The sequence below is a fragment of the Lactobacillus sp. M0393 genome (genome assembly GCF_016102025.1).
Taxonomy (GTDB): Bacteria; Bacillota; Bacilli; order Lactobacillales; family Lactobacillaceae; genus Lactobacillus; species Lactobacillus melliventris.
Window position 1 is genome coordinate 67,475 of record NZ_JACFPK010000006.1, and the last position, 16,027, is coordinate 83,501.

A 16,027-nucleotide genomic window follows, 5' to 3' on the forward strand; every position below is an offset into this window, starting at 1 on the left:
TATGATTAAATCATTTCTCAATTATACTGGTGGAAAATATCGCATTATGAATCAGCTGATACCATTGTTTCCGACTCAAAGTGACACAATGGTTGATTTATTTGGTGGAAGTGGTGTTGTTACGCTTAATTATCATAGGGCTGATCGTTATATTTTTAATGATAATAACAAGCAATTAGTAGATCTTATTCGTTTTATTGATAATAATTCAACAATATTTATTGAACAATCAATTGATAAGATTATTAGGCATTATGATTTATCTAATACAATGGCTTTTGGATACGAATTCTACAAAACTTCTTCTTCAAAAGGTCTTGCCGCAATTAATAAGTGTGGTTATATGAGATTACGGACTGACTATAATAATAGTTTACAATTTTCAAATCTAGGACCTTTATATTTATATGCTTTAATTATTTTTGGTTTTAATAATCAAATTCGGTTCAATAAAAATGGTTTTTTCAATAATCCTGTTGGTAAACGTGATTTTAATGTCAATATGAGAAAAAAACTTCATGATTTTACTTATGTATGGAAAAAGATTTCACCATATGTGATATCTAAAGATTTTCGTGACATTGAAATTACTAAAGGAGATTTTGTATATGCTGACCCTCCATATTCGATAGCAACAGCGACTTATAACGAAACAGGTGGCTGGAGTGCAAAGGATGATCAAGATCTTTTTCATTATTTAGACAAAGTTGACAAAAAAGGGGCAAAATTTGCCCTTAGCAATGTTTTAGAACATAAAGGAAAACAAAATAGTAAATTGTTGAATTGGGGGAATAAGTATAATATAAATAGAATTTCAAATTCATTTAAAAATTCAAATTACCATACAAAACGATCTTCCAGTAAGGAGGTATTAATTACCAACTATGAAACTACAATCTACCGAACAAATTTTTAACTTATATGATACAAATGGACGAAGGAGAGATATTTTAAATGCTTATAAAACTTATTTATGTATAATTGAAGATCTTAAAATTAATTCAGATAATCCTTGGGCTGCTTATCCAAACTCATTAAATCAATATATATTTTACCAACGTGCAATTAAAGACTCTTTTGATACATTTAAAGTACATCCGCAATTTGATCATTTAGAAAAATATTTTAAAGAAAATCCAGATATTTATAAAAAATTCCTTTCATTTGATTCGTCATTAAATTTTAAGGAGGAAGTTTATAAAGGTAAAAATGGTAAAGTTTATACTTTAGGAACTATTCTAGATAATGGAATTGAATCTCGTGCTCGACACTATACTAATTCATTAAGTAATATGGGATTTGTCGATAGTAATCGTGAACTAACACCAACAGGAAAAGCTCTGCTTGACCCTTCAAAAGCTGATTTAGACCTGTTTGAAAAGACTTTAAAATTATCGACTGATAATTTAATAATGCTGCGCCAAATTCTCAAAGTGCGGATTTTTAATAAAGAAGGTAATCGTTATTATAGTCCTGGTAAATTTGCATTATATTTAATATTAAGTGATTTTAATGACAAAGATATTTATAATGTTAATAATTTTATGAAACTTGTTCAATTGATTTCTCCAGCTAAAAATTATAAATTCACTGATATTGAAAAAAAGTTGAAAAAAGGTGGATTTAAAGACTTAAATCGTTATCTTATTAAGAATGCAAGTATTGATAATGGTGGGAAAAAAAGTATTAAGCAAATTGGAGATAACCAGATTACTCGTAAAGACTTCGAAAAAATTTTTACTAACGGAAAATCATCATCAGTTACTAATATATATTTTTCCTTTTACGAAATCCTTTGTAAATTTGTATCGAAACACATTGATCAGAAAACTTTTTTTAAAAATATTATACAGTTATTTTCAAAATCCAAGAATAAAACTATTTTAAAAAAAGCTTTTGGCCAAGGAAGATCCATTTTTAAAATTTGGTCTAAAATGAAGTGTGAAGAGTTTATGACCAAAAATAGTAACAATGAATTAATTAATTGTAGTACGTTTTGTAAATTAAATCAGGTATTTTATGACCGTTTTATTGAATCAAAAATAACGGATAGACTGAAGGAAAACATAAGTGAAACAAAATATGTACTTGAGGCCACCGGATTGTTTAAAACTAAGTCAGGCATTGTTTCTATCAGATTTCAAGATTTATTTAAAAATAAAAAAATTATTGACAATTTGCGAAAAGATATCCTAAATTCTGGATTTTTTGGACATTATGAATATAATGCATCAAGTCCTTTTGGTAAATTAAATTCTTTGACTAAAATATTAAAAATATCCGATGAAGATGTTAAGAAACAAATAGATTGTGTCATAAAAAAATATAAGCTTAAAACTAGTGATGATCTTGATAAGCATCTTGATGACATGAAAGCTAAAGAGTTTAAACAATTTATTAAGAATACTTTTCCAAAAGATAAAGTATTTAAACTTCTTTATATGTTTAAAAATAGAGATAATGATGAAAAGATAAAAAATAGTGTTACAAAGCAAGCTGATATTCCAACAATTTTTGAGTATATTTCTGGACTTGCATGGTATTATCTTTCAGATGAAAGATATCGCTTAATGAATTCATTTCGGCTAACGTTTGATTCTAATTTTTTGCCCTTAACTCATGCAGCTGGTGGAAATGGTGATATTGTTATTAATTATAAAAATTCTATATTAATGTTAGAAGTTACGTTGATGAATAAGCAAGCACAAAAACGTGGTGAATGGGAACCAGTTTTACGACATTCAGTTAACCTTTCTATCGATTCTCATAAACCGTCTACAACTTTGTTCTTAGCGAATGAACTTGATAACAACACGATAAATATTTGGCGTGCAGCTGCAATTTTACCATTAGAATCATCTAATCAACCTGGAAAATTTACGAAATCTGTTGTTAAAATTATGCCTCTACAAATTGATGATTTTATTGCATTTAGTAAAGATGACAATTTCAGCTCAGAGAGATTAATAAAAGCAATAGATGAGTCATATACTTCATTGAAAAAAAAGCAATTTAATACTAATTGGCGAAAAGAGATTATTAGAAAATCATTTAAAAAATTAAATTGATAGGTCTCATTCATAAGTTTATTTGATAAAACCGATTATAAAAAATATTTGTTTTATTAATAAAGTTAGTTTTCAACTTTAATTTGTATTTCGACTCCTTTTTTATTATGTATTCTGGACATTCAAATTCTTAATTCAGGAGAATAAAGAAAAATCATGAGATTATGGCATCAAGATTTAATTTGGCGATTGCCAAGGCAGCAGTTATTAGGGCAACATCGAGAAATTGCTGCTTTGCGTGGACGTGGCTGGGGCAAACCACATTCTACTGTTAACTATGTTTTTCAGTATTCACCATATAAATTGTATCAATTTCATTTGTTAGTATTAGCTGAAATGCAACGGCGCCATTATCATCCAGATGCTAAATGGTTTGATCCTTATTATAGAGGACAATATTGTCTTAAGTATGATAGTTTACCAGCTATTCCGTGGACTGATCCAATTTATCCAGAACATGATGATGCTTATTTACAAAGTTGCTTAGATAATTTGCACCGAAAAGGAATAGATTTATATTGAGTTTAGTTTACTAAAAAGCCGAAGATTAACATTGAATGATGATATTTTCCTAAATATCTTTTTTAAGAAACACAAGTAAAAAGTTGAGCACTTTGATATGAATGCTCAACTTTTTGCCATTGCAATTAGATTACTTTGTTTTGATTTTATGATTAATACTTGCAATTTCCTTTGCAATTTTATGGTAATTATAATACCAGCAAATTAAGTAGATGATGACGAAAATTACAGTAAATTTTGTTAAGTTAATCAAGTTTAACGAAACCCAACCAGCTAAAAGGGCTAAAAGAACAAACCCAAAATAGTAGGTAAAGAAATTTATAACCGTCTTCTTTAATAATGACCATTGATTAATAGTAAAGATAAAACTGCCAAGACCGAAAAACATTCCAGTAATCGCCCAGAGAATAATTGAGACGCTAAAAGCATTGAGCAAATTACTAAATTTTGTCGTAAAAGATGGACTGGATGGAACGTAAACTGAGCTATGTGACGCATAACTGCAAAAAATAGAAATCATTAAGCCAATGAAGATGCCTCTAACGGCAAAATTAAACAAATAATTGATAAATCTCTTTGTGTTTTTCATATTCCTAACCTCTCTTTCAGGTTCTTAATATTTCTTCTTGATATTTGTACGCGATGCTTATTAGTCAGAACCACATCGATTAACCCATTATTAAGTAATTCAAGATGATCGATGTGTTGATAATTAAATATAGCGCTGCGTGAAGCTTCAATAAAATAGTTCGGTAGATCTGCTTTCAAATTTGATAAACGATCATTATATGTAAGTTGCTGCTTTTCTGTATAAACATTAATATCTCTATTAGCAACTTCAAGTGAATAAATGTCTTCAAAATTAATCGGATAAATTTGAGATTGATAATGGCACCATAATGAATTTTCTGACTGTGCTAATTTTTGCAAAAGTTCATTAATTGCTGGTGTCATTTTTTTGATCCATAATTCACCGTGTTCTTCGCTAATATTAGGATCGATGTGACAATTAATTTTCATTCCTGGCACTCCTTTCTGTTAATAAGTATAGTAGATGAATTTCACTTTTATCCCAGATTACTGCAAATGGTGAAATAAATGTCATTAATGGTTACAAAATTTGTCTTCCTGGCTAAAATTTAGCTTTTAATTGTAAAAGTAAGGATATTTTAAAAAGCACTCTCAATATTTCATATTAATTCATATAAAATCATATAAAACTTGAATTTTTAAAAATAAAAGATATAATATTTTATTATGTCATGGAGAGAAAAAATAAAAATGAATACATTAAGTGATAGATGGATAGGAATCGATGAATTGTCACAATATTTGGGAGTAAGTAAAGATACTATTAGAAATTGGATAAAAAAACCTAGTAATATTCCGGCCCATAAAATAGGAAAAAAATGGAAATTCAAAATTTCAGAAATTGATAATTGGGTTAAAAGTGGTCAAAGTAAGCTCTAAAAGGAAACTTTATGAAAAAATCAGAAATTATTACATTATTAAACAAAAATATGGAAAAAAATAGAATTGATTTTAAACTAAATAATAACAGCATGGATAAATTAGCTATTGATGTATCTCGAGTATTAGATGGAAAGATCACAAGCATTATAAACAATATTAAAAGAGAAGAGAATCTTCAGATTAATTCTCTACAAAAAGAAAAAATACGAAATTATTTGATTGGATATCCGGTCAATTTAAATCATAATTTTAAAAAATATAATCAGAAAGTTACGGATGAAGAATATAAAAAAGCATATAGTTTAATCGGAATCGGATTTGAAAGAAACAAGCAAACAATGATTGCTTCTTTAGTTGCTAGGACAAAAAAAATATTTTTACAGAATCAAAAAAATATTACAAAAAAATATTTAGATTATATTCATGAAGAACAACTAGGGAAAAAGCAACTTTTAATTATAGAGGTTAACGCTGATTACGGTTATACCGCAGATAATATTTCTGAAATTATAAAGGAAAAATATAAAAATCTATCAAATTATCACCATGCTATTATTATTTTTAAAGATGGAAAATATAATACAACGGATTGGAGTACTATTTCAAAAGTTGCCATTTTTATGGAGCAGTTTAAAAAAGAGTATAAATTTAAAGTTTACGAAAATAAAAATAAAAATAAAAGAATAGATGAATTAAAAGATTTTCTATTAAAAAATAAGCATGTTAATCTGACTGCAGATTTGTGTAAAGAAATAGAAAATTTTTACAATGGTGTAGCATATGGCTTTCAATTCGAAGATTTGCTTGTGAGTTCCAATGGAAAAATAAAAGTTTTGGTTATGCAGAAGGTAGAGTTAGATGAAAAGCCAAAAAGATGTCCCGAATGCTTTCAAGATGATGTTCGTGGTAATTCCTATTCTCGAGTTCTATATAAAAGTTTTGAATGTAAAAATCCATCATGCCCTGCGAGAAGTAAAATTGGACGCGGTAAGCGTTATGATTTTTACAGCGCAAAGCGACAGATAATGTTAGATAGGAATTCAAGTAATGATTATATTGATGATGAGACATATACTGCATTTAGAAGGGATGTTATAAGCGAAAAGGAAATTACTATTAACAAGTTAATTCTATTATATTCATGGGAAGGAGATAGTATTGAATTAATAAATTCTAAAGTCACTAATAAACATTTTAGTTATAAAAAAAGAGACGTGATAGAAAGCAAGTTTACTAAATTTACAAATAAAGATCAGTACAATAATTTACCATTAATTAGGCTTCTGAAAAGTATAAATAATTGCTTGATTTATCCTAATAATTTTAATTTTAAGAATTATGAAAAAATTGAATCATCATATATTTTTAATGGTGATTCAACAGATTTAATACCTTTAATAAATAAAAAAACAAATATTAAAAACATAAATGGAGCTATAACTTCTCCACCGTATTACAATGCCAGAGAATATTCACAATGGCCAAATTTAATATGTTATTTGGTGGATATGATGTCTAATGCTAAAGCGGTTTTCCTACAATTAAATAAAAAGGGTACCTATATTTATAATATTGGGGATGTAGTTGGCCAGGACAATATTTATATTAGATCTAACATGTCGAAAAGACGGCAAATGCTTGGGTTCTTTTCAATTGCCATTTTTGAAATAGTTGGCTTTAAAACAATTGGTAATATTATTTGGGACAAGGGGGAAGTCCAAAGTAAAAGGAACTCAACACCTAACCATTTTTCAGGATATGTTAAGCCAATTAATGCGTTTGAGCATTGTTTCATATTTTCGAAAGCGTATGATAAAGAGTTAATTCCAACAAGTATAAAGCGTATAGAACCAGTTAAAAAAATTAATTCGAAAGGTGAAAATATTTTAGGTCACACGGCTCCTTATCCAAAGGATATTGCAAAATTAATAATTCCTTTCGTGAAGACCAATGAATATGTTATAGACCCCTTTTTAGGAAGCGGAACAACGATTATAGCCTTAAATGAAGAAGGATATTTAAGTCTAGGATTTGAATTAGACTTAAAATATTACAAATTAGCTTTAGATCGTATTTATAACTCATCAAACGACTTGCTAAAATTGTTGTAAAATGGCCATTGGTTTACTTAAACTGTTCATGTATGTTGTCCAACTACTCTTTTTATTATCCATTGAGTTTATTTGACTTACAATAAATTCTTTTAATGAATAATTTTGTTGCATCATATTAGATACGTGCTTTGACCAAAAAAGGTTAGTCGGTCTTGCTGGTGTAAGCAGTACATTTAATTTTGGGTCCCAAATATAATTATGATTCATGACTGAGCTTTGATGAGCGATATCAACTGCATCTTCATTATCTTCTTTCCGTTCTTTTTTTGTAAAATCTTCAATGTTAATAGGTTCTAATTGTATTGGATCCATCAATGTATCTTTTACTAAATTTAGTGAGATGTGGGTTGTCACATATTCATATAAAGAGTATCCTCTATATAGTCTTGTTTTGAAGTAATTCTCATATTCAGTTTTAACCTCCAGCCAGTCTATTGTCTTATTAGTTTTCTGTGAAACTTTTATTTTAATATTTCTGTCTTTTTTGGAGATAGAAAAGAAAGCAAAGTATGTAAGTACTAAAGTAATATCATCTGAAACATCTTTTCGTGCATATTCTACTGAAGGATTAAATAATCGAACATCATTTTGATTTATGCCATTGTTCTCGTGAGAATCTATGCTAACTTGTTGTCCTCCTTTTATGTTGTAATATAGAAAGCCCTTCCACTTGTCATTTCCCTTATTTGAATACTTAACACCTTTTTTTCTTTGTAGCAAAACATCTTTTTCTTTGAGTTTATTACAATATAGCCAATTTTTTAACGTATTATATGCTGATCTTTGAGTTTGAGAAGATGAAGAACCAGTACTACGTATATCAATAATTGCTGATACACTATCGTCAGATCCAAGTTTATTTTTTAATTTTTTGAAAACATTATTTTGTTTGTTACTGCTCAGTGATAATTGATCGAAATAGTCATTGTTTACGAATTCCACTACAACACCATTATCAATTGTTTTTAATTCATTATATGTTATATTAGCAGCACATATATGGTCAAATGGAATCAAGCATCTATTAGTTCTACTTGTTCTGTTTTGAAACAATGTATCTGGTACATAATATTGACCTGTTTTTTCAGAGATATTCTTAAACTTAGTTTCAATTGTTTTTTTTTGGTCGGGATTTAAAGAACTTTTTAAGATTTCTAAACCTTCTTTTTTTAGATTGTTAATATTGTGCATAACTTGATCTCCTTATCTATTTAACTTACCTGTATGATTGAAAAATTTGTTACTTATAATCATCAGTGTTTAAATTTTATATCTATCTTTATATACATTCTTATATTATCACCTATATAAGAATTAATGTAGTATTATTTTAAGTAAAAATAGATTTAAAGACAATACTATGGTGGTTAATTGAAAAGAAAAAACTAGTTATAATTTTATTTTTGAATGGTACTTAAATGAAATGAATAACCAAATGAAAAAATAATAGCTCAAGTACTATAGTCTTCTTATAATGCCTTGATAAAGACAATAAAAAGCAGTTTTCATTGGATTTTAAATGACTAAAAAAATATATATTTTTGATTAACATGAAGTAAATTTGATGAAGATGAATAATGATAAATAACATAAATTTTTATTAGTTAGTTTGTTTAGCATTCAAATTGTGCAAGTATTCTATAATTTAAAATAATTGTTCGTTTATATCTTGTTTAAAAACTGAGTAAAATTTAGGAGAATAGTTTTGGCAGAAGATACAATTAAAGACTCTATAATTTTGACACAAATACGATGTCGAAAGTGCTAATAAACTTGAAAATAAAATTCATGAAGAATATAAAATTAATAAATTGGCAAAAATTACTAAAAGAATATACAACCGCCTACATTTTTAATTCAAAAATTTCGGGAAACAAGGAATATTCAGTTTATGTTGGCGAAACTAATGATATTCAAAGAAGAATGATTGAGTATCTAGGTGAAGACTCCAAAATTAGAGCCGACTTTGCGAATTTTAAACATTCAACTGATACAAAAATGTATGTCGTAGGACAAGAGCACTTTAATAAATCTATGACACTGGATATTGAAAATAGGCTTATGCAGTATCTAAGCATTGTTTCGGCTGTTACAAGATTAAATAATCGCCGTTTTAATGAACAGAATAAATATTAAGATTCCGAAGAATTTGACGACCTATTCAAAAGAATATAGTGGAGCCGCATAAAAAAGAGGAGACCTACTGCTAGAATTTTTTTAAGATAAAATAAAATGAACAAAAACGAGACATTACAATACTTAGATCAACTTGGAATTAAATATGAAATAATGGAGCATCCAGCTGTTTATAATATGGCAGAAATGGAAAAGATTGCTCTGCCGCATCCTGAAGCAGATGCTAAAAACCTGTTTGTGAGGGATGACAAGAAACGTAACTACTATCTTTTGACGATTAAGGGCGATAAAAGAGTCAACTTACAGCAATTTCGTGAAGAAAATGGCACTCGCAGACTTAGTTTTGCCTCACCGCAAGATTTGAAAGAAAAAATGGATTTGGAACCAGGTTCCGTCACACCTTTGGGGTTGTTAAATAACTCTCACCACGAAATCCCCTTTTACTTAGATTCATATTTTAGTGACCAGCCTAGAATCGCTGTTCATCCCAACGACAATACAGCTACTATTTGGTTGAAGCCGCAAGATTTGCTTAAAGTCATAAAGGACTTGGGCAACCCCGTTAAAGTAGTGAAAATGTAGCCCAAACAATAACTGCTGAATATTAAGACGCAAATTAGCAATTTGCGTCTTTTTTAGGTTAAAGACATACAGGCTATTTGTTTGTATATATTTATTAAATAAATACCAATAAATTATTAACAAAAGGTAAATATTTTTATTTGTGAATTTAATTGGTTAAATTATTTAGTCTTTCATTGTAAAATCTTTTTCGTTGCCGTTAATCTCCGATCAGGACTATGATATTGCTTTAAATGCACAAAGAATTAAAGACCTGAACGCAGCTAATGATGGTAACAAAGCTGATGTTAAAAAAGTAGTTATAAGTTTAACAGTGATAATGATTCAAAAATATGTAACTTATCTTGTATTATTTATAGTATCTTTCTTTCTTGTGTATAAACCTAAATTCTCAAAAAAACTGTTGTTTAAGTTGGAATATAAAGTATTTATTTAGTGAATGACTTTTAATATAGATTTTAGGTCATTTCTAGATAAATCTGCTAATATCTCATCAACGTTGAAATAAAATAGCGATTGATTATAGCAAAAAGTTGAGGCTATATTTTACCCCCCTTTCAGGAAAAAGGATTGTTGTCGGTCACTCGGGAAACAGCTGGTTAGGAACTAATTTTATAAAAAACGCATATGAGTAGGGATAGATTAATTATTAGCATTCTGACTGAACATTTAACGGGGTTATTAATAACTAATTTTGAAATCGTATTTGGAGGTGCGGACAGTAAAGGAGTTATTAATTACTTAGCAATAAACTAAATAAAAGCAATATCATCATGTTAAACGAGACTATTATGTTAAACGCATCAGTAAAGCATGACTAAAACGAAAAAGTCGTTTTAGCGAATAATTTTTACTGCTTTTTAGTAAAGTTATTTATGCTATAGCCCCGGAAGAGTACTGCCTAATCTTTATTTTTCTTTTATGGAGTTGACATAATTAAGAAAAAATGATAGATTAAAAGTCAATTAAATAGCAAACATCTTGCAAAGCAGAGTAACTATTTTATTACTAATAAAGAGAGCTGATATTTGGGTGAAAGTCAGCTAGCGATATGTAGTGAACATGGGCTTCTAATTGATGTCTATTGGTGATAATCAGCCAATAGCGGAGTTGCATCCGTTATTTTTGCAAGCTATTGTTTGATAGTTAATGAGGTTTATTACGTGAGTAATAAATGAATAAAAGGTGGTAACGCGAGCACTCGTCCTTAAGTAGAAAAGGATGAGTGCTTTTTTTATACAAAAATATGGAGGTTTTTAGATGACTAAAACTGCTTATACTAACGTTAATTTATTTAACGGAATTGATGATAAAATTCAATCTAATACCACGTTGGTGGTTGATGATGAAAGTGGCAAGATTACCAAAATAGGTGAGGGTATTGCACCTGAGGCTGATCAGACGGTAGATTTACAAAATAAATATGTGATTCCTGGTCTAATCAATTGCCATACACATATTATTATGGATCCTTTGACCCCCGATGGTGGTAGTGAATCTGATGTGGTATCTTCAACTGTGCGTGCAGTAAAACATTTGCATGATTTATTAAAATCTGGTGTTACCTATATTCGTGAATGCGGCAGCACATATAATATAGATATTGCTCTTAATAATTTAATTAAGAAAAATAAGTTAACTAAGGTGCCAGAAATCGTGCCAGCAGGGCACCCATTCTCTATGACTGGTGGTCACGGCGATTTGCCTAATTTTGGTGTATTGGTTGATTCACCAGATGAAATGCGCAAAGCTGTGCGCCAGGGAATTAAGGCCGGTGCCAAAGCAATTAAAGTGATGGCCACAGGTGGCGTAATGACGGAAAACGATTCTCTTGATGATCCCCAATTAAGTGAAGCTGAGATGCATGTTGCTGTTGAAGAAGCTCATCATAAAGGTTTGACTGTGGCAGCGCACGCTGAAGGCAACCGAGGAATTTTGAATGCGATTAAGGCTGGCGTTGACAGTATTGAACACGGCTTTTACGTTAATGACGAAGAAATTAAACTGATGATTGAAAAAGGAACATATTTAACACCAACAATAGTTGGAGCTTGGGCATTCATCGAATATGCTCCTGGGAAAATTCCTGACTGGGAAATGAATAAAATTGCGGCTGCTTGGAAAGATTTGCGCGGTAATATTACTAAAGCTAAAAATGCTGGTGTCAAAATTACTTTGGGTACTGATGCCGGCACACCATTTAATGACTTCACGATGACTCCGCAAGAATTGCCTTTACTAGTAGAACAAGGCTTTACTAATTTTGAAGCTTTGGAAACCAGCTATAATTCTGCCAAACTACTTAAAATTGCTGACGAATATGGTTCGCTAGAAGAGGGCAAATACGCAGACTTTTTGGTACTTGATGAAAATCCGCTAGAGAAAATCAGTGCGGTTGTGCAAAAAGATAAGGCAGTTTATAAAAAGGGTAAGAGAGCTTACTAAATAAAAGCAAATGATTTTGCAATTTCGAACAAGTGTTCCAGAATAAAAGAAGCTACTGAAAAAGTAGCTTTTTTATTATGGGGGAGAAAAAATGAATCAAAAATTTTTAGACGTCATGAAGGATGAGGGGCCTGTCACCATTGTCACGATTAATGCTAACCCTGCCAGTGTGGTAAACACCTGGATGTCCTACGTTAAAATCAATAAGGAAAAGAATTGTCTATATATTCCAGCTGCTGGCATGCACAGCATTGAAAATGATTTTGCCCAAGATAACCATGTCCTGTTAACTATGGGTTCTAAAAAAGTTGAGGCTGCAGCTGGACCTGGGGCCGGCTTTCATGTTAAAGGAACCGGTGAATTTTTGGCAGAGGGACCTGAATTTGCTGAAATGAAAAAGCGCTTTCCGTGGATGCGTGAAGTTTTGCAAGTCAAAATTGCTCAGATTGTGCAAAAGATATAAATCAAAATACCTAGGTAAAACTAAAATAGTCTTGCAGTTTGTTTTTTAAGCCAAAATTATTAATTGCTCTTTTTTAAATTTATCTTTAATTTTATCCTAATTTTAGATACAATAAGAGATATAATTTTTTATCCAAAAGGAGGATTAATAATGAAAGCTTTACTTTACAATATGACCCCGGAGCAGAAGGTCTATGTAGATAAGTGGAACCAAAATCATCCAGAAGATGATTTAGTAACAACTGATGACAAGCTTGATGCTAAGACTGTGGAGATGGCGCAAGGTTATGATGTTGTCAGCGTTTTGCAGGTCTTTGATATAGATGAGGAAGAGGTCTATCGTAAATTGAGCTCTTATGGTATCAAACAGATTGCCTTAAGGTCTGTGGGTTATAATATTATCAATTTTGACTTTGTTCATAAATATCATATGATCGTTACTAATACACCAGCTTATTCTCCCCGTGCAGTGGCTGAAAATACTTTGACTTCTGCAATGTACTTGTTAAGAAAATGGGGTCCTATTTTAAACAATGAAAAGGAACACCTTAACTTTGTTCGTGAAGAGAACTTAATGAGTGACGAGATCTATAACCAGACAGTGGGTATTATTGGAGTTGGACGCATCGGGTCTTGTGTGGCAGAAATGTTTCATGCCTTGGGCGCTAAAGTGATTGGCTACGACTTGGTTGAAAATCCTGCTAATGAGGCATTTTTAGAGTATACCGATTTTGATACTGTGGTTAAAAATGCTGATATCTTGACCCTGCACACGCCTTTAGAACCTTCAATGGCAGATATGATTAGTGCCGAGCAGTTTAAAGAAATGAAGAATACTGCATATTTGATTAATGCGGCTAGAGGTCCTCTGGTTAACACACAGGATTTGATTGCAGCGCTCAAGAATAAAGAAATTGCTGGTGCTTCATTGGATGTTATGACTGGTGAAGAAGCAATTGTCATGAAAAAATTTAAGGATATTTCCGAATTGCCAGTTGAGTATCAGGAATTAGCCAAAATGCCTAACGTGGTCTTTACGCCACATTCCGCCTACTACACGAAGACATCTGTCAAAAACATGATTGAACACAGTATGACGGACGTTAAACGAGTATTAAATGGTCAAAAACCAGTTTACTTAGTTGAAGAATAGCTCATAGTTTATTTTTAGTTTAAAAGTTGACCGACTGTAAAGCCGGTCACTTTTTTATTGTTAAGATTGTAGTTGGCAAGTATAGCAGAAAAATTGCTATAATGTACAGGTGTAGAAAAAATTATCGGAGAAAAAGATGAAAAGGTTTCATCATAAGTTTACGTTACCCGCAATTTTAATTTTGCTTATCGTCGCAATTGTACTTCTTCTCACGGGTATAGCGAATATGCGTAATCAAACTACGCTGCCGCCAAATGGTAATGCGAGTGCGATCGGTGTGGAATTAAATCAGGATTATGGCTATGTTGACTTACATGAGCTGCAAGCCAACGGCATTTCATTTGTCTATTTGAGAAGCACCCAGGGGCGGTCATACTTTGATGACGATTTTTTATTATATCGGGATCAAGTATTAGGAACAAAATTAGCTTTTGGGACAGTGATTGCTTACAGTAATGAATCTACACCCATGCAACATTACCAATATTTTTTGAAAAAAGTAGGCACTGATACCGGTAGTTTGCCGATCTGGATTGAACCTGCAATTGATGACTATGATATCGCTTATATCAAACAAATGGCGCAATTTACCGGCATGCTTTTAAGATTGAATAAACGGGTCATAGTAGATGTTGCTGTAAAGTACAAAAAGTATTTTCCGCATGATGTGCAATTTATTACTGGTGGCAGAAAAGCACCAGATAAAATGCAGTATGCTTTTTGGCGGTATACCAATGACGGACGGGTAAAATCAGTTAAGAACTTAGAAGATGGGGTAGTTATGTTAACATACAATGGCACGGTTACCCAATATAAAGAAAAATACGGACAGTTAACACAATAATGAAAACAGAAATTCAAGCAGTTTTAACCAGATTAAAAATGACTGAACCAACTTTGATTCAGCAAGAAACGCGTACCCCTATTTTAAATGGTGCAAGTTGTATAGCTCTTGCTAAGACGGGCACGGGAAAGACCTTGGCTTATGCGTTGCCTTCATTAGAAAAGATGGAAAAAGGCAATCCGAATAGTTTAGTGATTATTGCTCCCACAACGGAGCTGGCGGTACAAATTCGGCACGCTATTAATCCGTTTATTAACGCCCTTGGCTTAATGGGCATAACGCTTGTAGGGGCTGGCAATCGCAAGCGGCAGGAAGACAACTTGAAGAAAAAACATCCTGAAGTAGTAGTTGCCACACCAGGACGTTTTTTCGATTTCTTTTCTGCTAATCGTATTAAAGTTAATCAAATAAAGACTTTAGTTATCGACGAAGCTGACGATGTATTAGAGTTTAATAAAATGGAATTGTTGAGTGCTTTAGGACAAAATTTGGCCTCAGATGCGCAAATCTTGCTGTTTGGGGCTACAGAATCTGAAATAACTAAACAAGCAGAAGATATTTTTGCCCGTAAGTTTATTACAATTGATGTCAGACCGGAGCAGAAATCAACCGTAGCAAATTATTTCTTGCAAATAGATAATGCCCATAAAATTGATTTTATTCAGCGCTTAATGCGTCTTGACGGCTTTAAAGGAATTTTGTTTTTTGACTCCAACCAAACAATGATGCATTTTGCAGGTATTTTAGCACATACTAAAACTAAATTTGGCATCTTGGCTAATGATTTTGGCAAGCAAAACAGAGCAGCAACTTTGAATGATTTTAAAGTAGGCAGAATTAAGTTATTGTTAGCAACGGATTTAGCGGCTCGTGGTTTAGATATTCCTGGTGTTACTTATGTGGTTAATTACGACATTCCCAGTGAGTTTAACACTTATATGCACCGGGCCGGTCGAACTGGTCGCATGGGCGCAAAGGGAATCGTTGTAAGCATAGGTGACGACCACGATTTTCGCGATCTGAAGAAGTTACTTGCTCGGAGTGTTAAAATTGAGCGGGTGTATTTTGCTGGTTTTCATTTGTCTACCAAAATGCCACGTAAAAAGGAAAATAAAAAAGGGGACATAAATGAACAAAAGCAGCATGTTGCTGCAAAAGAAAAACATAAAAAGCGTAAAAATAAAAATAAGGGGTATCATCCTCATTATTTAAAAAGAAAGGAGTAAAA

Annotated in this window: 15 protein-coding genes and 1 other annotated feature; of the genes, 12 read left to right on the top strand and 3 right to left on the bottom strand. The window is 31.3% G+C overall.

Annotation, left to right across the window (positions count from 1 at the left end):
* Position 1: 1 nt before the first annotated feature.
* The 3 genes from H3R29_RS06285 (at position 2) to H3R29_RS06295 (ending at position 3,590) form a co-directional block, all read left to right on the top strand.
* Entirely contained in the window at positions 2-916 is a 915-nt protein-coding gene (locus H3R29_RS06285; protein WP_198202808.1) for a Dam family site-specific DNA-(adenine-N6)-methyltransferase, read from the top strand.
* Complete coding sequence (locus H3R29_RS06290) at positions 885-3,068, top strand: AlwI family type II restriction endonuclease (protein ID WP_198202809.1); 2,184 nt, start codon at positions 885-887, stop codon at positions 3,066-3,068. The genes H3R29_RS06285 and H3R29_RS06290 overlap by 32 nt, the downstream gene beginning before the upstream one ends.
* 156 nt (positions 3,069-3,224) lie before the next feature.
* Positions 3,225-3,590, top strand: a complete 366-nt coding sequence (locus H3R29_RS06295) for a TIGR02328 family protein (protein WP_198202810.1) — start codon at positions 3,225-3,227, stop codon at positions 3,588-3,590.
* A gap of 130 nt (positions 3,591-3,720) precedes the next feature.
* On the opposite strand, the gene H3R29_RS06300 is transcribed toward H3R29_RS06295, so the two are convergent.
* Positions 3,721-4,179, bottom strand: coding sequence for a DUF3021 domain-containing protein (locus tag H3R29_RS06300; RefSeq protein WP_198202811.1), 459 nt, complete (start codon positions 4,177-4,179; stop codon positions 3,721-3,723).
* Positions 4,176-4,610 carry a LytTR family DNA-binding domain-containing protein gene (locus tag H3R29_RS06305; protein ID WP_198202812.1) on the bottom strand — a complete coding sequence of 145 codons (435 nt, stop codon included), beginning with the start codon at positions 4,608-4,610 and terminating at the stop codon, positions 4,176-4,178. Before H3R29_RS06305 ends, H3R29_RS06300 begins: the two co-directional genes overlap by 4 nt.
* 261 nt (positions 4,611-4,871) lie before the next feature.
* On the opposite strand from H3R29_RS06305, the gene H3R29_RS06310 reads away from it, so the two are divergent.
* Positions 4,872-5,060 carry an AlpA family transcriptional regulator gene (locus H3R29_RS06310; protein ID WP_198202813.1) on the top strand — a complete coding sequence of 63 codons (189 nt, stop codon included), beginning with the start codon at positions 4,872-4,874 and terminating at the stop codon, positions 5,058-5,060.
* 11 nt (positions 5,061-5,071) lie between these two features.
* Complete coding sequence (locus H3R29_RS06315; protein WP_198202814.1) at positions 5,072-7,174, top strand: DNA methyltransferase; 2,103 nt, start codon at positions 5,072-5,074, stop codon at positions 7,172-7,174.
* On the opposite strand, the gene H3R29_RS06320 is transcribed toward H3R29_RS06315, so the two are convergent.
* A complete protein-coding gene (locus H3R29_RS06320) occupies positions 7,160-8,368 on the bottom strand; it encodes a hypothetical protein (protein WP_198202815.1) in 1,209 nt (402 codons plus the stop codon). The two genes, H3R29_RS06315 and H3R29_RS06320, sit on opposite strands and share 15 nt — an antisense overlap.
* A 597-nt stretch (positions 8,369-8,965) precedes the next feature.
* Here H3R29_RS06320 and H3R29_RS06325 point away from each other — a divergent pair.
* The 7 genes from H3R29_RS06325 to H3R29_RS06355 all read left to right on the top strand — a co-directional run bounded on the left by H3R29_RS06325 (position 8,966) and on the right by H3R29_RS06355 (position 16,025).
* On the top strand, positions 8,966-9,313 hold the full coding sequence (locus tag H3R29_RS06325; protein ID WP_198202816.1) for a GIY-YIG nuclease family protein: 348 nt from the start codon (positions 8,966-8,968) through the stop codon (positions 9,311-9,313).
* A 96-nt stretch (positions 9,314-9,409) separates the two neighbouring features.
* On the top strand, positions 9,410-9,895 hold the full coding sequence (locus tag H3R29_RS06330; RefSeq protein WP_198202817.1) for a prolyl-tRNA synthetase associated domain-containing protein: 486 nt from the start codon (positions 9,410-9,412) through the stop codon (positions 9,893-9,895).
* Between the two features lie 972 nt (positions 9,896-10,867).
* Positions 10,868-11,107, top strand: a binding site (T-box leader).
* Positions 11,108-11,155: 48 nt separating this feature from the next.
* Entirely contained in the window at positions 11,156-12,340 is a 1,185-nt protein-coding gene (locus H3R29_RS06335; RefSeq protein WP_198202818.1) for an amidohydrolase family protein, read from the top strand.
* A 91-nt stretch (positions 12,341-12,431) separates the two neighbouring features.
* On the top strand, positions 12,432-12,803 hold the full coding sequence (locus H3R29_RS06340) for a pyridoxamine 5'-phosphate oxidase family protein (protein ID WP_198202819.1): 372 nt from the start codon (positions 12,432-12,434) through the stop codon (positions 12,801-12,803).
* A 150-nt stretch (positions 12,804-12,953) separates the two neighbouring features.
* Positions 12,954-13,955 (top strand): D-2-hydroxyacid dehydrogenase, encoded by a 1,002-nt coding sequence (locus H3R29_RS06345; RefSeq protein ID WP_232352236.1) that lies wholly within the window; start codon positions 12,954-12,956, stop codon positions 13,953-13,955.
* Between the two features lie 136 nt (positions 13,956-14,091).
* Complete coding sequence (locus tag H3R29_RS06350) at positions 14,092-14,799, top strand: GH25 family lysozyme (RefSeq protein WP_198202820.1); 708 nt, start codon at positions 14,092-14,094, stop codon at positions 14,797-14,799.
* Positions 14,796-16,025 carry a DEAD/DEAH box helicase gene (locus tag H3R29_RS06355; RefSeq protein WP_198202878.1) on the top strand — a complete coding sequence of 410 codons (1,230 nt, stop codon included), beginning with the start codon at positions 14,796-14,798 and terminating at the stop codon, positions 16,023-16,025. The genes H3R29_RS06350 and H3R29_RS06355 overlap by 4 nt, the downstream gene beginning before the upstream one ends.
* Positions 16,026-16,027 lie beyond the last annotated feature (2 nt).